This window comes from Paramesorhizobium endophyticum, assembly GCF_014640615.1.
GTDB lineage: Bacteria > Pseudomonadota > Alphaproteobacteria > Rhizobiales > Rhizobiaceae > Paramesorhizobium > Paramesorhizobium endophyticum.
Window position 1 is genome coordinate 276,902 of sequence record NZ_BMHH01000004.1, and the last position, 17,928, is coordinate 294,829.

Sequence of the window (17,928 nt, forward strand, 5' to 3'; positions counted from 1 at the left end):
CGAGGGGGAAAAAGCGCATGACACACCTCCCGGTGTGATACCGGCGAAGCGTATGCCGTCTTCGATCCTGTTCGTCTGCGGAATGAATGCGATCCGCTCGCCTATGGCGGAATGCCTCGCCCGGCATATGCTGGGCCCGAAGGTCTATCTCGCTTCGGCGGGGGTCAATCGCGGCGAACCGGACTTGTTCGTTGCTGCCGTACTTGCGGAGGAGGGGCTCTCGCTCGACGAGCGCCGCCCGAGGGAACTGGAAGAACTGGGCGACGGCTATTTCGATCTGGTGGTCACGCTCACCCCGCTCGCCCACCATACGGTTCTGGAGCGGATGCGCGGCTTTTCCGTTGACGTGGAATATTGGCCAATGCCGGACCCGACGCTGGTGCAGGGTACTCGGGAGCAGATCCTCGACGCATATCGCGACGTGCGTGAGCAGTTGAAGCGCCGCATTGCCGAGCGGTTTAATGCAGAACGCACCAAGTAATAATTACTACAAATTCATGAATATTTTGAACTCAACTTGTGAATCAAGTTATTTTCTTCTTGCGGCAATTTGGTCACACAGCGCATAGTTTTATTGAAATAGCGTTGGACTCATTTTTCGGCAGTGTAAAGGGAAAGCCGCCATGCCCGCGTACCAGGTCCGTATTGCTTATCTTACCCGCTACCGCCGAACACGGCACTATTTCCACCGGCTCATCATGGCCGGCGACCAGCAGCTGGCGCTGGAGGAGGGAAGGGCGCTGCTCGCCAAGCGCTCTCGCGATGCGCAGATCGTCCATGAAAGCGCGCAGCTTCGACCCGACAGCCCCGATGTGGAGGCGGTCATGGCGTCCGGCTGGATGCTCAAGGACGGATGGTGGACACGGCCGATCCGGGCAGGAGACGACCTCGCGCTCATCGCCATGCACGGCCATACCGACAGCAAGCATATCAACGCCCGAACACCCGCGGATTGCCTGGCTATCGACAGCGCCTGAGCCGGATGGGTGCCACTCACGGGGCCAGCATATTCGGGCCCGGCGCTCCGGGTTCGATAAGGTCCCATGAGTTTCCATAGAGGTCCGCGAAAACCGCGACACGGCCGTAGGGTTCATTTCGTGGCTGCTCGCGGAATTCCACGCCTGCAGAGAGGTAACGGCCGTAGTCCCGTTCGAAATCATCCGTTTCCAAAAACAGGAAGACGCGCCCGCCGGTCTGCTGGCCCACCGCCGCAAACTGCTGTTCGTTGGCGGCTTTCGCAAGTAGCAGAGACGCGCTGCCTCCACATGGACCGACGACTACCCATCGCTTGGTGCTAGAAAGCTGCGTGTCCTCACGAAGTTCGAACCCGAGCTTTCCGACATAGAAAGCTATCGCCTCGTCGTAATCGCGCACGACGACCGTAACCAGTGAGAGCCTCCGGCGTGCCGCGTTGTCTTCACTCATGATTGCGCTGGTCCTTCACTGGCGTATTCCGGCCCATCCATGAATTCCAACAGAAGTTCGGGCATTCCCTTGCATGGGCTGGAAGGAAAGTCGTCGGCACGCAGATCGAGATAGAGAACGATTGATGCTTTCAAGGCTGCCCGGACGGAGGCCGCGTTGTGGCGCGCAACCGTGGCGGCAAGCTTGCCGTCCTTATCCAACTGCAAGGCTTCCAAACGCCTCACGCCGCGCTGGTTGAAGCCCGCACGGCGGCATAGCATCGGCCCGATGACCTGCTCACGGAAGAAGCCGAGCATACCGATCGCCTCGTAAAGCTCGCCACGGTGCAGCTTGGTGATCGCATAGTGCAACCAGACCCAGGCCCGCGCTTCGAACCAGTCGGAAGGAAGGTTTGGCCAAACGACGGTGCCTGCCTGGATGCGTCTCTCGATCTCGACCGGGTTCCGGGCAAACAGGATAGCCCGCCGCTCAATTTGATGATCGAAATCCGATGAAAGAACGAATTTCAGGTCCACATGCACGAGAGGCGGCCCGTACAAGCAGATGAACAGACGCGGTTCGCCGACATGTTCGCCAGTAAAGGCGGAAAGCAGGCTTCCGAGGCCTTCAGCAAAAGCCATGCGGGTCGCCATGACTTCTGCGTAATGGTCGTCTTCGACCACGATAACGAAGTCCAGATCCGAGTGCTCGTCGAGGCCGCCGTGAATATAAGACCCCCCGATCAACAAGGCATTGAGCCGGGCATCGGACGTGACAGCTACGCGGACGCGCTCAAGAAGGTCTGCATGGGGTGCGGGAAGATTGCTGGGCATATGATTCTCCTAGCCAGCACCTCAGAATAGAACACCCTGCAGATTATTCGCAACCATCTTTGCGGCAACGAGCGCAATAGCCAGAGGCATCGTTCACAGCAGGGTGGTGTCGCAAGCTGACCTGATGCCATTGAGACACTTGCAAATGATCTGGTGGTTTCGCGCAAAATGCGTGGAGATGGCGGCGGTTTCGTCATAGATTGCGGCCATGAACCGTCCCACCTCTCCGGTGTTCCCCGCTGCCGCTGCGCCTCCCGCTCCCTGGGCGAGGGGGCATTATTATCTGCCTGACATTTCCGAGGCGGAGGCTGCATTCTTTGCCGGCGCGGCGCTGCAGGCGCTCGATGGCCTTATCCGCAACGGGCCGGAGTGGGCCGGCCTATGGCGCGCCCGCATGGCCTTGAAGGCGGCGGCGGTTTCGACCTCGCTGCTCGGCAGGCCTGAAGAGGAGGGGGCTTTGCGGGACGCCGTCTGCCTCACCCGTCCGGGCGAGGATCCGGGTCCGGCGGGCAGGGTGCTTCTCGCCTGGCGCAGGCTTGGCCGTCATTCCGGGGCGATGGACGGCGATTTGCTGGCGTCGGTTGCCGAACTTCTGGGGGCGAAACCCGATCGCGATTGGAAGGAGCTGGCCGGCTGGATTGACGCGCTGGGGCAGGGGGGGCGTGCAGCTCCCTTTGCTGCAATCGAAGCCGCCGAGCATATTGCAGATGGCTTCCCCGCCCTGACTATCCCCGCCGAGCTTCTTGCCCTTTGGCTCGCCGACCTCGCCCTTGCCGCCAGCCTCAAATGGCCCCGGCCTGTGCCGCTGCTTGTCACCCAACTGCAGAAATCCTTCTTCCGCGAAGGGCCGAACCGCCGCCGCCTGCGCTTTGGCGAAGCGGGATGGCGTACAGCCTGTCTCATCGGCTATGGGCAGGCGGCGCTCGAGGCATATGACCTTGGCGCGGACGCGGCCCGGCGGGCGGAACGGCTGAAGCTCACCGCGCCGAAGCTGCGCGCGAAAGGCGCGGCGCGCATTATCGATGCGCTGCTTCAGGACGATGCGCTTTTGCCTTCGGCGTGGGTCGGTATGGCGCCGGGGCAGGGCATGACCGACCGCGCGGTGCGGCGGCTTTTCGAGCGGCTCCTGACGCTGGGCGCGGTCCGTGAACTGACGGGGCGGCCCACCTTCCGCCTTTACGGGCTCTGACGCATGGCCCCTCGTACCAAGGAAAAGCGGGAACAGCCGCCATTCGACCGTGATTTGCCGGATCTGCCGCCGGAAGCCCGCCGGCGCGAATGGATGAACCGCGTCGAGGCGGCGATCTTCGCCGCGAGCGAACCTGTCGGCCTAGCGGCGCTGCAACGGCTGGTCGGGGACGATTGCGACATCGAGCGCCTGATCGAGGACATTCGCGAGGAGTTGCTGGCGCGGCCCTATGATATCGTCCGCGTGGCGGGCGGCTTCCAGCATCGCACGCGCCCGGCCTATGCGGACGCCATCCGCACAGCCACCGGGCGCAGCGAAAAACAAGCGAACCTGACGCAAACGCAGGCGCTTGCCCTGATAACCATCGCCTATACCCAGCCGATCACGCGCGCCGACCTCTCCGCCTTTACCGGCCGCGAAATCAGCCGCGATATCATCGCGCAATTGCGCAATGCCGGCTTCATCACCTCCGGCCCGCGCAGCCCACAACCCGGCGCGCCCTATACCTACATCACCACGGATCTGTTTCTGTCGCACTTCGGCTTTGACACGCTGCGTGACCTGCCCGATATCGAGCAGCTGGAGGATGCGGGCCTGCTCGACCGCAACAGGCCGCTCGCCGAGTTGCCGGGTATACCGCAGCCCGACGCCGAAGAGGATGAATTCGGCTGAGCGATTGCGTTCCAATGATTATTTTGCCATTGGCTTGCGGTGAGGGGAGGGACAGGGAGAGCCGGGGAGGCGTGGCGTTAACAATATGATAACCAAGCCGGGCAAGCGAGCGACGATACGCGATGTCGCCAAGGCGGCGGGCGTGTCGATCAAGACGGTCTCCCGCGTCTTCAATGACGAGCCGAACGTGCGCGAGGAGATCCGGGAGAAGGTTCGCCGGGCGGGGCGGAAGCTCAACTATCATCCCAATGTCGCGGCCCGCAATCTGGCGCGCAGGAAGTCGCATCTCATCGGCCTTTTCTTCGAAAACCCGAGCCCGGCCTATGTCGCCGAATTGCAGATGGGCGCGTTGAATCGGCTCCGCGGCACCGGCTATCGGCTTCTGATTTTCCCGGTCGAGAACCGTGCGGACATTCGCGGGGCAATGGTGTCCACGGCCTATACGTCTGGCCTGGACGGAGTGATCGTGACGCCGCCCATGTGCGACGATCCCGCCATATTGGAAGAGCTTCTCGCCTCACATCTGCCCTTTGTGCGCATTGCAGGCGATACCGGCCTTCACACGAAGGGAAGCGTCGTCATCGACGATGAAAGGGCCGCATTCGACCTTGCGGACTACGTGTTGCGGCTGGGCCACCGCCGCATTGCCATCGTGATCGGAGACGCGACGCACCGCTCTGCACGCCTGCGGCTCGCCGGGTTCCACCGCGCGCTGGAGGCGGCGGGCATCGCGCCCAATCCGGCATTGGAAGTGCAGGGTGCCTTCACTTTCCAGAGCGGCCTCGATGCCGGCCGGCGGCTTCTGCACCACGCAAACCGCCCGACGGCGATCCTCGCATCCAATGACGATATGGCCGCAGGCGTCCTACAGGCCGCGCACGAACTGCGCATCGCCGTGCCGCAAAGGCTCTCTGTTGTGGGCTTCGATGATACGGCGCTTGCAAAGATGGTCTGGCCGCAACTGACGACGATCCGCCAGCCTATTTTCGAAATGGCCGAATGCGCCACGGATATGCTGCTTTCCCATATCGGCACGGGCATGTCGCCGGACACGGTGGAACTGGCGTATGAATTGGTTGTCAGGTCTTCGGCTGGGGAAGGGCCGGAAGCGTGATGTTGCCCGTTGGGCTGGGGAATAAGATCGATCATGATTGGCAAGTCGCGCTTCAGATTAGAACCCACCCGGCTACAACACAAAATCAGATAATCTATGTTATGGAACGGTCATTTTGACGGTGTGAGGATTTATCCCGGTTCCCCAGTTCCCACCGCTGCCAGCTCTCAACGTCCGACACAGAAACCGCCTGAAGAAAAACCTAGCGACCTAGCTAACTTTTGCCTTGCGCCAAGGGCAGATTTGGAAATAGTTAGCTTTATGGCTAAGCATGATCTTGACCTATCGCTGCTCTTCCACGCGCTCGCCGATCCGACCCGGCGGTCGATTCTGACGCGGCTCGCCGAAGGGCCTGCGCGCGTCACGGATCTGGCTGAGCCTACGGGACTGCGGCTGCCCACGGTGATGCGCCACCTTTCCGTACTTGAAGAAGCAGGCCTGATCGCCACCGCCAAGGACGGACGGATACGCACCTGCGCCATCGTACCCGAGGCGCTCAATCCGGTGCGGACATGGCTTGATGAACAGCGGGCCATCTGGGAGGGTCGGCTCGACCGGCTGGATGCATTTGTGATGAATGTTATGAAGGAACACGGGAAATGACACAGAAGCCTGATGCAGAAAGCGCAGCCTATACCATGCCTGGTGGAACGGGCCGTTTTGCGACGATCAGCTTCGAACGGGATGTGGCCGCGCCATCGACCGTGCTCTGGGAGGCATGGACGGCTCCCGCCGCGCGGACGGTCTGGGCAGCCCCCTCGCCCGCCGTCACCGTGGAGTTTCTGGAAGCCGACACCAGGGTTGGCGGACGCGAAATTTCTCTTTGCAAGGTCGATGGCCATCAGGACATTCGTTGCGAGTGCGGCTGGCTGGTATTGCAGCCGGCGCTGCGCAGCGTGAACTATGAGGTGGTCTCATCCGAGGGCGTTACCCAATCGGTTGCGCTGGTGACGGCGGATATTTCGGGCACACGCGAGCGCAGCCGGCTGGCTGTGACGGTGCAGCTTTCCTCGCTGGCTGAGGACATGGAGCCGGGTTACCGGGAAGGCTTCGGGGCGGGACTGGACAATCTTACAGGCGTAGCCGAACGGACCATGGTGCTGCAGCGGGTCATCCGGGCGCCACGCTCCGTCGTGTGGAATGTGTGGATGAACCCTGAAACGCTGCCGCAATGGTGGGGCCCGGACGGCTTTTCCTGCCGGACGAAGAGAATTGACCTGCGAACGGGCGGCGAGTGGGTGTTCGACATGATCGCTCCCGACGGCACGGTCTTCCCGAACCATCATCTCTATAACGAGATCCGGCCAAAGGAGAGGTTCGGCTATATGCTGCTTTGGGGCGAGAATGGGCCGAAACACGCCGACGCCTGGGCGTCGTTCGAGGATCAAAATGGGGCGACGAAGGTCACGCTGGGCATGGTATTCAGCACGGCTGCCGAGTTCCAGGAAGCAAAGGGCTTTGGTGCCGAGGAACTTGGGCAGCAGACCCTCGGAAAGCTGGAACGCTTCGCGTTGGCGTTATCTTGAGAGCATAATGACAGACACTCCTCGTGTTGCCTAGGTTTCTGATTTTGCCGACTTTCCTGGTAAAAGTTCCAAAGAATAGCGAGTGCATCATCCGTGCAGGACATAGCGGGGGGATGAATCGCCCCCTGCCCTGCGGCAGGCAGGCTTCCTGTCCACCGAACCCCCTTTATGCGAAGCTTCCACTGTCTTTATTAAATACTTTGAAAAACTCGATATTTCCCAATTATTTATAGTAAAACTTGTACTTAATTTTATTGTTGAAGTAGTGATTTTTACAGCAAGCATGCCAAAGATATTCTTCGTTTACACAAAAGTGTATTGCACGTTACGCCATAGCGTGCGCGCATGTTTAAAGCACGTTTCGGTTGAACAGGGATCTAACGATGGGAAGCAACAGGCAGCAAGCACAAAGGGCAACGATGGCTGAATTCACACTGCGTGGCGTGCTGCTGGGCGGAGTGATCACACTGCTGTTCACGGCGGCGAATGTCTATCTTGGACTCAAGGTCGGTCTGACATTCGCCACATCCATTCCCGCAGCCGTGATTTCGATGGCGATCCTTCGCGGGTTCAAGGATTCCACCATTCTTGAGAACAATATCGTCCAGACCGTAGCGAGCGCGGCAGGCTGTCTGTCGTCGATCATCTTCGTCCTGCCGGGGCTTGTCATTATCGGCTTATGGCAGGGCTTCCCCTATTGGACTACGGCAGCGATCACCTGTACCGGCGGCGTGCTTGGCGTACTCTTTTCAGTGCCCCTACGGCGTGCGCTCGTCATCGAGGCTCCACTCCCCTATCCCGAGGGGCGCGCCGCTGCCGAAGTGCTGCGCGTCGGCTCCGGTTCGCGCGAGGGGGTGGATGAAAGCCGCAAGGGGCTTTCCGCGCTGGTATGGAGCGCGGTGGCTTCCACCGCCTTCGCTGTCCTCACGCAAACGCGTCTGGTCGTGGGCGAAGCGGCGGTCTGGTTTCGTGCGGGCGCGGGCGCCACGGGGATCGATGGCAGCCTGTCCCTGGCGCTGCTTGGCGTCGGGCATCTTGTCGGCCTCTCCGTTGGCATGGCGATGTTCCTTGGCCTCATCGTCGGCTGGTGGATTCTGCTGCCGGTGCTGACGGCATATCATCCGATGCCCGGCGGCGCGGAAACATGGGCGAACAGCATTTTCAGCGCTGACGTCCGGTTTTTCGGCGCGGGTGTCATAGGTGTGGCTGCTGTCTGGACCCTGCTGCGCATCGCCTCGCCGGTTCTGGGCGGTATTCGTTCTGCCATGGCGGCAAGCAGGGCGCGCCAAGCCGGAAAGACCATGGCGATCGAGGAACGGGACCTGCCGATTTCATTCGTCTTCATCGGCAGCCTGGCTATGCTGGTGCCGATTGGCGTCCTGCTGTGGAGCGTCATCACCAGCGGCCCGCTCGCGGGGTCGGAGATCGTTCTGATCGCGGGCGCCCTCGCCTTCGTGCTCGTCATCGGCCTGATCATCGCAGCCGTGTGCGGCTACATGGCAGGGCTGATCGGATCGTCGAACTCTCCCATCTCCGGTGTCGGCATCCTCTCCGTCGTGGCTGCTTCGCTCATGCTTGTGGGCCTGTTCGGGTGGCACCAGGACGCCAATACTACCGGCGCGCTCATCGCCTATGCCCTGATCGTCACCAGCATCGTCTTCGGTATCGCATCCATTTCGAATGACAACCTCCAGGACTTGAAGACCGGCCAGCTTGTCGGCGCCACCCCGTGGAAGCAGCAGCTTGCGCTGGTTATTGGCGTGGTGTTCGGATCACTCATCATTCCCCCGGTTCTCGATCTCCTCAACACCGCGTTCGGCTTTGCCGGTGCGCCTGGCGCCGGGCCCGATGCGCTCCCCGCGCCGCAGGCCGCACTGATCTCCGCTCTCGCCAAGGGCGTCCTCGGCGGTAATCTGGATTGGACAATGATCGGCTGGGGCGCTGCCGCCGGGGTGGTCTTCGTGATCCTCGACGAGGCGCTGGGCTACACACGCCGCCTGCGCCTGCCGCCGCTCGGTGTCGGAATGGGCATCTACCTGCCGATGAGCGTGATCCTGCCCACCGTCATCGGTGCGGTGCTGGGCTGGTTCTATGAACGCTGGGCATCCGGCCAGGCAAACCCCGAATTTGCCAGCCGCATGGGTGTGCTTACCGCCACGGGCCTTATCGTGGGGGAAAGTCTTTGGGGCATCGTTTTCGCCGGCATCGTCGCCGGCTCGGGAAAGGACACGCCGCTCGCGCTGGTGGGCGACAGCTTTGCCCAGCCTGCGCTGATCGCAGGCGTGGTCCTGTTCTTCGCGATTGTCTGGTTCCTCTACCGCTTTACGCGGCAGCTGGTGACATCAGGCAGTCCCAAACGCAGCAAGAAATAAAACTAATGCCGCATCGCTATCGTCACCGCCGCGCCGGCCATGAAGGCGGCGGCGGTGCGGTTCAGGCGCTTCAGCGCGCGCGGCGCTTGCAGCAGCATGCGCGCCTTGGCGGCGAGGATGAGATACGGCACCAGCACCACCAGCAAGACGATGACCGTGCAGGCGACGAGACCGCCATAGTCGGAAAAGGTCAGGTGCTGAAGATCGACCAGCGTGGGCGCGAGCGCGAGATAGAAGATCATCGTCTTGGGATTGCCGAGCGTCACCAGGAGGCCTGCCATGAAGCTGGAGAAAGCGCCGCCGCTGGCCTTCTTCGCTTCGATTTTTTCGGCGGTGATTCCCGCGTTCCAGAACGTCCAGGCAAGCCATGCGAGATAGGCGACGCCGAGCCATTTGATGACAAGAAAAGCCGTACCGAAGGCTTGCGCGACGAAGGCCAAGCCCAGAACCGTGGCGGTCAGATAGGTAAGGTCGCCGAGGACGAGGCCGAACGCCATGTAGAGCGACGAGCGGAAACCGGAACCCAAGGCCCGGGCCACCAGCGCCGTGACGCCCGGCCCCGGTATGGCGGCGGCGACGGCCAGTGCGCCGCTATAGGCAATAAATCCCGTTAGGTTCATTCTCGGTTCCCTCTCGCGCCCGGCAAATCTCTGCGGCCTATTTACCTCACTTCCTTTGCGGATGGAATGGAGGGAAATGAAAGGAGGGAGCAGTCCCCTCCCCTCTCTATTCAGCCGGATGGGCAGCGCTGCCCGATGGCCGCGAGCGAAGCTGGAGCGCCTTGACACACAGGGCGGCGATCGCGAACAGCCCGCCCAGGATGGAAACACCGTGCCAGCCGCCATAGCTCCAGGCGACGGTTGCCAGCGCCGACCCGGCGGAGCCGCCGAGGAACATGCCGGTCATGAACACGGTGTTGATCCGGCTGCGCGCCTCGCCGTCGAGCGCATAGATAATGTGCTGGCTCGACACCTGCGCGCCCTGTATGCCGAAATCGAGAATGATCACCCCGGCGATCAGCGCGAACAGCGAGCCCCACGCGCCGAACACCACCCAGGCGAGGAGTGTGAGCGCCGCGCCAAGCCAGACGACGATATGCGGGCCGCGCCGGTCGGCGATGCGCCCGGCAAGCGGCGCGGCCAAGATACCGACCATGCCGACAATGCCGAACAGGCCGGCGACATCGGCGCCAAGGTTAAAACGCGGGCTTTGCAAATAAAGCGCGAGGATCGTCCAGAAGACCGAGAAGGAGCCGAACAGCGACGCCTGTGTCATCGTTGCGGTTCTAAGCTGCGGCTCCCTCTGCCAGAGATGCGCCAGGGAGCGCAGGGCGCTGAGATAGCCCATACGCGAGGCGGCGCGGTGATCCGGCAGGGTCACGGCCATCGTCACGGCGGCGATAATGGCGAGCGGCACACCGATCCAGAACATCTCACGCCATCCCGCATGTTCGCCGACGAAGCCGGATACGGTGCGGCTCAGAAGAATGCCGGAAAGAAGGCCGGCCATGACCGTGCCGATGGTCGCGCCGCGTTTTTCCGGTGAGGCCAGCGTCGCGGCAAACGGAATGATCTGCTGGGCCACCGTCGCACATGCCCCGACCGCCAGGGAGGCGAACGCCAGCCACATCGCTGAAGGGGCAAGGGCTGTCACGACAAGCGCCGCCGCCAGCAGCAGGAATTGCCCGACGATGAGCTTACGTCGGTGGAGGAGATCGCCGAGCGGCACGAGGAAGAACAACCCCAGCGCATAGCCGAGCTGCGTCGCCGTCGGAATGAAGGCCGTCGCCGCCTGGCCGCGGAAATCGGCCTCGATCAGGCCCAGCATCGGCTGGTTGTAATAAATGTTGGCCACGGCAATGGCACAGGCCGCCGCCATGGCGAAGAGGGTCACCCGGCCGATACCGCTGCCATCGGGCGATTGGTGCTGCTGATGCGCTGTCATGCTGCTGCCTTTTATCGAGAATGATTGGTTGCCGCTATCTAGATTATTGGCCTGGCGCGTTCTAGTGTCGGCCACTGTTCGACTGGAATAACGGATTTCGATATAATGAATATGAATATCGACGATATCGAGGTCTTTGTCGCGGCTGTAAGCGCCGGCAGCCTGGCGGGGGCGGCGCGGCGGCTGGGGCTGACGCCAATGGTCGCCACGCGCCGCCTCTCCTCGCTGGAAACGGATCTGGGCATCAGGCTGCTTCACCGCACCACGCGATCGCTGGCGCTCACGCCGGAGGGCGAAACCTTCCTGCCTTATGCCGAGGCGCTGCTGGAGACAAAACGGGAGGCATTGACGCGGCTGCGCTCGGAAACCGGCACGGCGGTGGGCCTGTTGCGCGTGTCCGCGCCGGGGGCTTTTGGTGTCAAGTTCATCGCGCCGTTCATCCCAAAGCTTTTGGAAGAAAATCCGGAAATGCGCATTTCGCTCGACCTGACCGACAGCTTGCCGGACCTGGTTGCGACGGGTACAGACTTGGCCATACGTATCACCCGCCTGCGCGACAGCAGCCTGATCGCGCAGAAGCTCGCGGACAGTCCTAGAGTTCTCGCCGCCAGCCCCGAATATGCCGCCAAGCATGGCCTTCCCGCCACAACGGGCGATCTTGCCCAGCATAGTTGCCTGCCTTTGACAGGCACGACCCACTGGAGATTCCTGACTCCGGCTGGTGAAAGGCAGGTGCGCCTGGGCGGACATTTCTCATCCAGCTCAATTCAAGGCTGTCATGCGGCCTGTCTCGCCGGTGGTGGTATTGTCCTTCTGTCCGCCTGGTACCTGGCCGAAGACATCAGTGCAGGACGCCTCATATGCTTCGAACTGGAGGATGCGACACCGGAACCGTTCGATATCTGGGCTGTCTATCCGACCACGCGGCTGATGCCGCAAAAGGTGCGGGTTTTCATCGCACATTTGCGCGAAGCCCTGACAGAGACAGGACTTCGCATGTGAAATATCTGCTTTGCTCACCATGTTGCCCCAAGTCCAGATTGCCGTTGAGCCTGTAGCTGTCGGCGAATATGGTCAGCCTGCGCTTCACGTTTTCACGCCGTAAAAAACGACACCGGTCATCCTGAGCGCTTGAGCAACCAGACGAGATAGGGCGCGCCGATGAATGCAGCGAGAATACCGCCGGGGATTTCCCATGGGAACAGAAGGTTGCGCCCCAGCCAGTCGGAAAGAACCAGAATTACGGCCCCTATCGCTACCGCACCGGCAAGCTGGAACGGAGGCCGCTCAAGTCCCATCATGCGCGCCATGTGAGGCGCGAGGACGCCTACCGTCGGCAAGGCGAACCGTCGACTGACGCCCGGCCTCCGTGATGTAGTCGGCCTGCCAGGAGAGCATCAGTTTGGGATACTGCCACGCCCCCACGGCTACGAACGCCGCCGCGACTGCTGCGGCGATGCCCGTTTTCCATCCTGCGCCAATCCCTCGCCTTTGGGAAACGGCGGATGCCCTGTGAACCGGGGTGTTCGCGGACGGAAGAGTCCGGACTGCTTTTGCAAACGCGCTGGAGCCCCACATCGCTTCAAGCGAGCGGAACTCCGTTTCATGGTGGGGATCACGCGCCAGCCACGCCTCGAATTCCTGCAGAACGCCCGGATCGGGTTCCGCGTCGCGCAGGCGCAGGAACCACTCAAGCGCCTCATCCGCTACCGGATCGCCGTTGATGTATCCCACCGCTCGGTTCGTCTTCATCCGCGCCGCTGCGTCCCACTCAGGCTATCCAATCTTCAGTGTACCGCGGGTTCCTGTTACCTTGACGTTCGGCGGCATGGAATCCGGCAAAGAAGCCCTTGCAGGCCAGTTTTACCCGAGCTATCCCCCATGCCAGCGCCTGCCTCGGTCATTTGTTATCCAGCCGGGCGAGAGCATCCCGGCAATGTCCCAAGGCAAGCTTCAGATCGTTGAATACCGTTCGTTCCGATATTCCGAGATGCTCGGCTATGCGCGCGTTCGACCATTCTTCGAGCCGGCTCAAAACCAGCACCTTCTGCGCCCGTTCCGGAAGCCTTGAGAGAGCCTCCCTGAACAGGCGAAGCTTCTCGCGCTCGACAATGGCTTCTTCAATAGAGACGACATCGGCGGGAACATTGGCAAGGGCCGCCTCGTCCACCCCTTCAGCCTCGACATTGGCCCGGATGCGATTCCGCCGCAAATGATCAAGGGCGAGATTGCGGGCCGTCTGATGCAGGTAGGCTTCAATATGCTGGATAGGGCCATTGTCAGCGGCACGGCATGCCCCTAATATAGGTTTCCTGCGCCAGCTCTTCCGCCCCTGTCCCCCCGACAACGCGTCCATTTCAGATCCTTTCGATGATGATCTTCAGGATGTCGTTTCGGTTGGCGTCCCAATAGGGAAGCGCCTCTTCCGCCTTAGCAAACGGGAATGTTTTCGAGATCAGGCGGTCCGCCTCGGGCCCGAGCTTTTCCAGATGCCGGATGACCGCCTCGAAATCGGTAAGCGTAGCGTTGCGCGAGCCCATGATGTCGAGTTCTTTCAAATTGAAGAACTGCGTCTGGTAGGTGACCGGCGCCTTGGAGTAGCCGACGTAGACGACACGCCCGGCAAAGCAGGCGAGATCGACAGCCTGGGTGAAGGTGACCGGCAGGCCGACCGCCTCGAAGGCGACATCCACGCCGTCGCCCCCAGTCTGTTCCTTGACCTTCTCAACCACGTCTTCGCCGCTCGGCAGCGCATGCGCCGCGCCGAACCGCAAGGCAAGCTCGCGCTTCTCCGCGCTCGGATCGATGGCGATGGCCTTCGCGCCGCGCGCCACCGCGCCGATCAACACGCCCATGCCGATCATGCCGCAGCCCAGCACCGCAACAATATCCCCCGCTTCGACACGCCCTCGTGCGACCGCGTGAAAACCGACCGAAAGCGGCTCCACCAGCGCCAGATGGCGCGGCTCGAGCGTGTCGTTGAGGATGAGCTTTTCCGCCGGCAGCACGATCTCCTCGGCCAGCCCGCCATCCTGCTGCACGCCCAGCGTCCTGTTGGAGCGGCAGGCATTGAGCCGTCCCTTCCGGCAGGAGCTGCACTCCCCGCAATTAGTATAGGGCATGACGATCACGCGCCTGCCTGCTGAGTAAGCAGCCGCAACGCCCTCGCCGGCTTCGATGATTTCGCCGCCGATCTCGTGGCCGGGGATGCGCGGCAATTGCACCAGCGGGTTGAGCCCCTTGAAGGTATTGAAATCACTGCCGCACAGCCCGACATGGCGCACCCGTACCCGGACATGACCTGGCAGCAGGGGCGCTTCGGCGATTTCGGCGAAGCGGGTGACGTTTTCGCTCTCTATACGCATCGCCTTGATCATGAAATGTTTCCTGCTGTTTTACGTTACCGCGCCGACCTGCCAGGGCACGAATTCATTGTCGCCATAGTCGTAGATCTCGCTCACCGTCTTCTGGCCGGATGCGACGGCGATGATGTGCTCGAAAATGCGCGCGCCGGATTCCTCAATCGTCTCTTCGCCGGTGACGATGCCGCCGCAATTGAAGTCCATGTCATCCTTCATGTGCCCGTACATTTCGGAGTTGGTGGCGATCTTGATGCACGGCGCGGGCTTGAAGCCGGAAACCGAGCCGCGGCCGGTGGTAAAGCAGATGACGTTGCAGCCGCCCGCCACTTGTCCCGTTACCGCGACGGGGTCGTAGCCCGGCGTGTCCATGAAGACGAAGCCCTGCTCGGTCACGGTCTCGGCGAATTCATAGACTGCCTTCAAAGGCATGGAACCGCCCTTGGCGACGGCGCCCAGCGACTTCTCTAGAATGGTGGTAAGACCGCCCAGCTTGTTGCCATGCGAGGGGTTGTTGTTGAGCTCGTCGCCATTGCGCGCGGTGTAGTCCCGCCACCAGTCGATGCGGGCGAGCAGCTTTTCCGCTACATCAGGGGTCACGGCACGCCGCGTCAACAGATGCTCCGCGCCATAGATCTCAGGCGTTTCGGAAAGCACCGTCGTGCCGCCATGGCGCACGATCATGTCCGAGGCGACCCCGAGCGCCGGATTGGCGGAAATGCCGGAATAGCCGTCCGACCCGCCGCATTCGAGGGCCACCTTCAGCTTCGAAAGCGGCTGTTTGGTGCGCGTCGCGGAATTGACCAGCGGCAGCATTTCCTTGATCTCAGCAATGGCCGCGTCGATGGTCTTGCGGGTGCCCCCATGCTGCTGGATCGTCATGGTGCGCAGGCGCGAGCCCTCCTCCATGCGATAATGCTCGAGGATCGGCGCGATCTGGTTGGTTTCGCAGCCGAGCCCGATTAGCAACACACCGCCGAAATTCGGATGCTTGGCATAGCCCTGGATGGTGCGCGTCAGCAGGCGGTAGCCTTCCGACTTGGTATTGAGCGCGCAGCCGCTGCCATGGGTCAAAGCCACCACGCCATCGACATTGTCGAACCCGTCGAGGCCGCCCATGCGGTTGAAATAATCGGCAATATAGCGCGACACCGTGGCGGAGCAGTTCACCGACGAAATCACGCCGATATAATTGCGCGCCCCAGCACCGCCCGCGCCGCGATCAAAGCCCATGAAATGCCGGCGCTCCGCCTCCGGCACCATGCCGCGCTCCTCGATATCGACGGAGAACTGGTGCTCGTGCTCGGAGGGTAGCATGGCAAGGTTCTGCAGATGCACATGCTCGCCCGCCGCGATATCCCTGGTGGCGACGCCGATGACCTGGCCGTATTTCAGGACTTCCCTGCCCTGCGGTATGGCGCGGATGGCGACCTTGTGCCCCCGCCCGATGAACTCCCGCGCGTTGAGGCCTTCTATCCCCGTGGGACCACCAGCACGAATTGGCGCGCGCGCAACCGCGACATCATCGGAGGGATGCAGCAGGATGACGGGCGCAACCGCCGTCACAATCATATCGCTCATATCAACTTCCTCCCCAAGCCACGCTAATCGCGCGGCTCATTATCCATCCAGCGCTGCTTGGACCGCTGCAAATGCGTCCGCATCGCCGCCTGCGCCTGTAAAGGATCCCTCGCCTCCAGCGCCGCATAAACCAGTTCATGTTCGGTGAGGGCCGAAACCCAGGTGTCGCTGTTCTCGAAACGGCTTCTGATCTGCGCCGTCAAAGGGCTGTGCCGCTCATCGAAGAGATCACCGACAATGCGTGTCAGGACGCTGTTGCCCGCCTGCTCGGCGATCAGCAGATGAAACTGCCGGTCAAGCTCCATCGCCTTGCGATCCATCCGGACATTGGCTTGCATCGCATCGAGCGTCGCGCGAAGCCGGGCAAGCGTCTCGGGAGTCATTCGCGCACAGGCCATCACCACGATGCCGCCTTCGACCACTTCCCGCGCCTGCATTATTTCAAGTGGGCTTTCACCGATGGAAAGGCCTTGCAACGCCCGCTGCTTCGGTTCGGCCGCCACATAGATGCCCGAGCCCATGCGGATTTCGACGCTGCCGGCGATCTCCAGCGCGATCAGCGCCTCGCGGAGCGAGGGACGCGACACGCCCAGTTGCTGCGCCAGTTCGCGCTCCGCCGGCAACCTGCTTCCAGCCGGAAACCTGCCCTCCTGGATCAGATGCCGGATCTTGTCCGCGATCTGCTGGTAAAGCCTGCGCGGCTCCGCCTGGCTGGTCTGCTCGCTCATCTCTCCTCCCGAATTGGCCTTACCATATTAACGGACTTGGCCGATTGCAACGGCTGATCCGTATATTGGCTTGACCAATTCGCATCGTTTCGCTTTACTGCCTGAACGACACTGGGAGGACGCCATGCATGATGCCGTTGAGGAGCGGTTGTGCCGGGCGCAAAGTCGTAAACCGGGAGGAAAAACATGAAATTCGGAAAAATCCTTTTTGCGTCCGTGGCGCTGGCCGGTCTCATGGCCGCAAGCGGCGCGATGGCTGACACGTCGTCGAAGAAGATCGCCTTCTCCAACAATTATGCCGGAAATTCCTGGCGCCAGGCGATGCTGCAAAGCTGGGACAAGGTGACCAAGGAGGCTGTGAAAGCGGGCGTGGTGTCTGCCGCCGACGCCTTCACGACGGCTGAGAACCAGGCGACCGAGCAGGCCGCCCAGATCCAGAACATGATCCTGCAGGGCTATGACGCTATCGTCATCAATGCCGCCTCGCCGACTGCCCTCAACGGCGCGGTCAAGGAAGCCTGTGACGCGGGTATTGTGGTCGTTTCGTTTGACGGCATCGTCACCGAGCCCTGCGCTTGGCGCATCGCGGTCGATTTTCAAAAAATGGGCGAAAGCCAGATCGACTATCTCGCCAAGCGCCTGCCCGAGGGCGGCAACCTGCTCGAAATCCGCGGCCTCGCCGGCGTTTCGGTGGACGAGAACATCCATGCCGGCATCGAGGCGGGCGTGAAGAAACATCCGAAGTTCAAGATCGTCGGCTCCGTCAATGGCGACTGGGCTTCCGACGTCGCCCAGCGCGCGGTCGCCGGCATTCTGCCGAGCCTGCCGAAGATCGATGCAGTCGTGACGCAAGGCGGCGATGGCTACGGCGCGGCACAGGCTTTCGCCGCGGCCAAGCGCGAGACGCCTGTTATCATCATGGGCAACCGCGAAGATGAGTTGCAATGGTGGAAGCAGCAAAAAGACGCGAACGGCTATGAAACCATGTCGGTTTCCATCGCGCCGGGTGTCTCCACCCTCGCCTTCTGGGTCGCGCAGCAAATTCTGGACGGCAAGGAAGTCAAGAAGGACCTCGTCGTTCCCTTCTTGAGCGTCGGCCAGGACACGCTCGATAAGGACCTCGCCAACACCCAGAAGGGTGGCGTGGCAAATGTCGAATACTCGCTTGAAGACGCGCAAAAGGTGATCGAGGCCGCGAAATAAGCG

At 61.7% G+C, this 17,928-nt stretch carries 20 protein-coding genes; 10 read left to right on the forward strand and 10 right to left on the reverse strand.

All coding sequences use genetic code 11. The features are described from left to right. Positions 1-52 precede the first annotated feature (52 nt). Both IEX53_RS07325 and IEX53_RS07330 read left to right on the forward strand, forming a co-directional pair. Positions 53-481 (forward strand): arsenate-mycothiol transferase ArsC, encoded by a 429-nt coding sequence (locus IEX53_RS07325; RefSeq protein WP_188822914.1) that lies wholly within the window; start codon positions 53-55, stop codon positions 479-481. Between the two features lie 142 nt (positions 482-623). Then, positions 624-977: a hypothetical protein gene (locus IEX53_RS07330; RefSeq protein WP_188822916.1), complete on the forward strand. Its 354-nt coding sequence runs from the start codon at positions 624-626 to the stop codon at positions 975-977. Between the two features lie 16 nt (positions 978-993). Here IEX53_RS07330 and IEX53_RS07335 read toward each other — a convergent pair whose 3' ends face one another. Beyond that, positions 994-1,425, reverse strand: a complete 432-nt coding sequence (locus IEX53_RS07335) for a VOC family protein (protein WP_188822918.1) — start codon at positions 1,423-1,425, stop codon at positions 994-996. Further along, complete coding sequence (locus IEX53_RS07340) at positions 1,422-2,237, reverse strand: nucleotidyltransferase domain-containing protein (protein ID WP_188822919.1); 816 nt, start codon at positions 2,235-2,237, stop codon at positions 1,422-1,424. Before IEX53_RS07340 ends, IEX53_RS07335 begins: the two co-directional genes overlap by 4 nt. 208 nt (positions 2,238-2,445) lie before the next feature. On the opposite strand from IEX53_RS07340, the gene IEX53_RS07345 reads away from it, so the two are divergent. The 6 genes from IEX53_RS07345 (at position 2,446) to IEX53_RS07370 (ending at position 9,110) form a co-directional block, all read left to right on the forward strand. After that, positions 2,446-3,426 (forward strand): DUF1403 family protein, encoded by a 981-nt coding sequence (locus IEX53_RS07345; protein WP_188822922.1) that lies wholly within the window; start codon positions 2,446-2,448, stop codon positions 3,424-3,426. Positions 3,427-3,429: 3 nt separating this feature from the next. Next, on the forward strand, positions 3,430-4,098 hold the full coding sequence (scpB, locus tag IEX53_RS07350; RefSeq protein ID WP_188822924.1) for an SMC-Scp complex subunit ScpB: 669 nt from the start codon (positions 3,430-3,432) through the stop codon (positions 4,096-4,098). Positions 4,099-4,186: 88 nt separating this feature from the next. After that, positions 4,187-5,212 (forward strand): LacI family DNA-binding transcriptional regulator, encoded by a 1,026-nt coding sequence (locus IEX53_RS07355; protein ID WP_188823043.1) that lies wholly within the window; start codon positions 4,187-4,189, stop codon positions 5,210-5,212. A 261-nt stretch (positions 5,213-5,473) separates the two neighbouring features. Then, entirely contained in the window at positions 5,474-5,815 is a 342-nt protein-coding gene (locus IEX53_RS07360) for an ArsR/SmtB family transcription factor (protein WP_188822926.1), read from the forward strand. Continuing rightward, on the forward strand, positions 5,812-6,738 hold the full coding sequence (locus IEX53_RS07365) for an SRPBCC family protein (RefSeq protein ID WP_188822928.1): 927 nt from the start codon (positions 5,812-5,814) through the stop codon (positions 6,736-6,738). Before IEX53_RS07360 ends, IEX53_RS07365 begins: the two co-directional genes overlap by 4 nt. Before the next feature lie 419 nt (positions 6,739-7,157). After that, a complete protein-coding gene (locus IEX53_RS07370) occupies positions 7,158-9,110 on the forward strand; it encodes an OPT family oligopeptide transporter (protein WP_188822930.1) in 1,953 nt (650 codons plus the stop codon). A 2-nt stretch (positions 9,111-9,112) separates the two neighbouring features. Here the strand turns inward: IEX53_RS07370 and IEX53_RS07375 are convergent, their stop codons facing one another. Continuing rightward, positions 9,113-9,730, reverse strand: coding sequence for a LysE family translocator (locus IEX53_RS07375; RefSeq protein ID WP_188822932.1), 618 nt, complete (start codon positions 9,728-9,730; stop codon positions 9,113-9,115). Between the two features lie 106 nt (positions 9,731-9,836). Then, positions 9,837-11,054, reverse strand: a complete 1,218-nt coding sequence (locus tag IEX53_RS07380) for an MFS transporter (RefSeq protein ID WP_188822934.1) — start codon at positions 11,052-11,054, stop codon at positions 9,837-9,839. Positions 11,055-11,159: 105 nt separating this feature from the next. Between IEX53_RS07380 and IEX53_RS07385 the strand changes: the two genes are divergently transcribed. Next, complete coding sequence (locus IEX53_RS07385; protein ID WP_308429134.1) at positions 11,160-12,056, forward strand: LysR family transcriptional regulator; 897 nt, start codon at positions 11,160-11,162, stop codon at positions 12,054-12,056. A gap of 116 nt (positions 12,057-12,172) precedes the next feature. Here IEX53_RS07385 and IEX53_RS07390 read toward each other — a convergent pair whose 3' ends face one another. The 6 genes from IEX53_RS07390 to IEX53_RS07415 all read right to left on the reverse strand — a co-directional run bounded on the left by IEX53_RS07390 (position 12,173) and on the right by IEX53_RS07415 (position 16,722). After that, a complete protein-coding gene (locus tag IEX53_RS07390) occupies positions 12,173-12,355 on the reverse strand; it encodes an iron chelate uptake ABC transporter family permease subunit (RefSeq protein WP_188822936.1) in 183 nt (60 codons plus the stop codon). Then, positions 12,342-12,806: a FecR/PupR family sigma factor regulator gene (locus tag IEX53_RS07395; RefSeq protein ID WP_188822937.1), complete on the reverse strand. Its 465-nt coding sequence runs from the start codon at positions 12,804-12,806 to the stop codon at positions 12,342-12,344. The genes IEX53_RS07390 and IEX53_RS07395 overlap by 14 nt, the downstream gene beginning before the upstream one ends. 148 nt (positions 12,807-12,954) lie before the next feature. Continuing rightward, the gene (locus IEX53_RS07400; protein WP_210311633.1) at positions 12,955-13,410 is read right to left on the reverse strand and encodes an RNA polymerase sigma factor; all 456 of its coding nucleotides are present in this window, start codon (positions 13,408-13,410) and stop codon (positions 12,955-12,957) included. Between the two features lies 1 nt (position 13,411). Next, positions 13,412-14,431 carry a zinc-binding alcohol dehydrogenase family protein gene (locus IEX53_RS07405; RefSeq protein ID WP_188822939.1) on the reverse strand — a complete coding sequence of 340 codons (1,020 nt, stop codon included), beginning with the start codon at positions 14,429-14,431 and terminating at the stop codon, positions 13,412-13,414. An 18-nt stretch (positions 14,432-14,449) separates the two neighbouring features. After that, entirely contained in the window at positions 14,450-15,994 is a 1,545-nt protein-coding gene (locus tag IEX53_RS07410; protein ID WP_188822941.1) for a UxaA family hydrolase, read from the reverse strand. A 23-nt stretch (positions 15,995-16,017) separates the two neighbouring features. Next, positions 16,018-16,722, reverse strand: coding sequence for a FadR/GntR family transcriptional regulator (locus tag IEX53_RS07415; protein ID WP_188822942.1), 705 nt, complete (start codon positions 16,720-16,722; stop codon positions 16,018-16,020). Between the two features lie 186 nt (positions 16,723-16,908). Here IEX53_RS07415 and IEX53_RS07420 point away from each other — a divergent pair, with 186 nt between their 5' ends. Further along, the gene (locus IEX53_RS07420) at positions 16,909-17,925 is read left to right on the forward strand and encodes an ABC transporter substrate-binding protein (protein ID WP_188822944.1); all 1,017 of its coding nucleotides are present in this window, start codon (positions 16,909-16,911) and stop codon (positions 17,923-17,925) included. Positions 17,926-17,928 lie beyond the last annotated feature (3 nt).

What these genes read in the sequence shown, in the direction of transcription:
- IEX53_RS07325 (WP_188822914.1), top strand. Translation starts at nt 53, where the DNA reads ATGCCGTCTTCGATCCTGTTCGTCTGCGGAATGAATGCGATCCGCTCG.
- IEX53_RS07330 (WP_188822916.1), top strand. Translation starts at nt 624, where the DNA reads ATGCCCGCGTACCAGGTCCGTATTGCTTATCTTACCCGCTACCGCCGA.
- IEX53_RS07335 (WP_188822918.1), bottom strand. Translation starts at nt 1,425, where the DNA reads ATGAGTGAAGACAACGCGGCACGCCGGAGGCTCTCACTGGTTACGGTC.
- IEX53_RS07340 (WP_188822919.1), bottom strand. Translation starts at nt 2,237, where the DNA reads ATGCCCAGCAATCTTCCCGCACCCCATGCAGACCTTCTTGAGCGCGTC.
- IEX53_RS07345 (WP_188822922.1), top strand. Translation starts at nt 2,446, where the DNA reads ATGAACCGTCCCACCTCTCCGGTGTTCCCCGCTGCCGCTGCGCCTCCC.
- scpB (WP_188822924.1), top strand. Translation starts at nt 3,430, where the DNA reads ATGGCCCCTCGTACCAAGGAAAAGCGGGAACAGCCGCCATTCGACCGT.
- IEX53_RS07360 (WP_188822926.1), top strand. Translation starts at nt 5,474, where the DNA reads ATGGCTAAGCATGATCTTGACCTATCGCTGCTCTTCCACGCGCTCGCC.
- IEX53_RS07365 (WP_188822928.1), top strand. Translation starts at nt 5,812, where the DNA reads ATGACACAGAAGCCTGATGCAGAAAGCGCAGCCTATACCATGCCTGGT.
- IEX53_RS07370 (WP_188822930.1), top strand. Translation starts at nt 7,158, where the DNA reads ATGGCTGAATTCACACTGCGTGGCGTGCTGCTGGGCGGAGTGATCACA.
- IEX53_RS07375 (WP_188822932.1), bottom strand. Translation starts at nt 9,730, where the DNA reads ATGAACCTAACGGGATTTATTGCCTATAGCGGCGCACTGGCCGTCGCC.
- IEX53_RS07380 (WP_188822934.1), bottom strand. Translation starts at nt 11,054, where the DNA reads ATGACAGCGCATCAGCAGCACCAATCGCCCGATGGCAGCGGTATCGGC.
- IEX53_RS07385 (WP_308429134.1), top strand. Translation starts at nt 11,160, where the DNA reads ATGAATATGAATATCGACGATATCGAGGTCTTTGTCGCGGCTGTAAGC.
- IEX53_RS07390 (WP_188822936.1), bottom strand. Translation starts at nt 12,355, where the DNA reads ATGATGGGACTTGAGCGGCCTCCGTTCCAGCTTGCCGGTGCGGTAGCG.
- IEX53_RS07395 (WP_188822937.1), bottom strand. Translation starts at nt 12,806, where the DNA reads ATGAAGACGAACCGAGCGGTGGGATACATCAACGGCGATCCGGTAGCG.
- IEX53_RS07400 (WP_210311633.1), bottom strand. Translation starts at nt 13,410, where the DNA reads ATGGACGCGTTGTCGGGGGGACAGGGGCGGAAGAGCTGGCGCAGGAAA.
- IEX53_RS07405 (WP_188822939.1), bottom strand. Translation starts at nt 14,431, where the DNA reads ATGATCAAGGCGATGCGTATAGAGAGCGAAAACGTCACCCGCTTCGCC.
- IEX53_RS07410 (WP_188822941.1), bottom strand. Translation starts at nt 15,994, where the DNA reads ATGAGCGATATGATTGTGACGGCGGTTGCGCCCGTCATCCTGCTGCAT.
- IEX53_RS07415 (WP_188822942.1), bottom strand. Translation starts at nt 16,722, where the DNA reads ATGAGCGAGCAGACCAGCCAGGCGGAGCCGCGCAGGCTTTACCAGCAG.
- IEX53_RS07420 (WP_188822944.1), top strand. Translation starts at nt 16,909, where the DNA reads ATGAAATTCGGAAAAATCCTTTTTGCGTCCGTGGCGCTGGCCGGTCTC.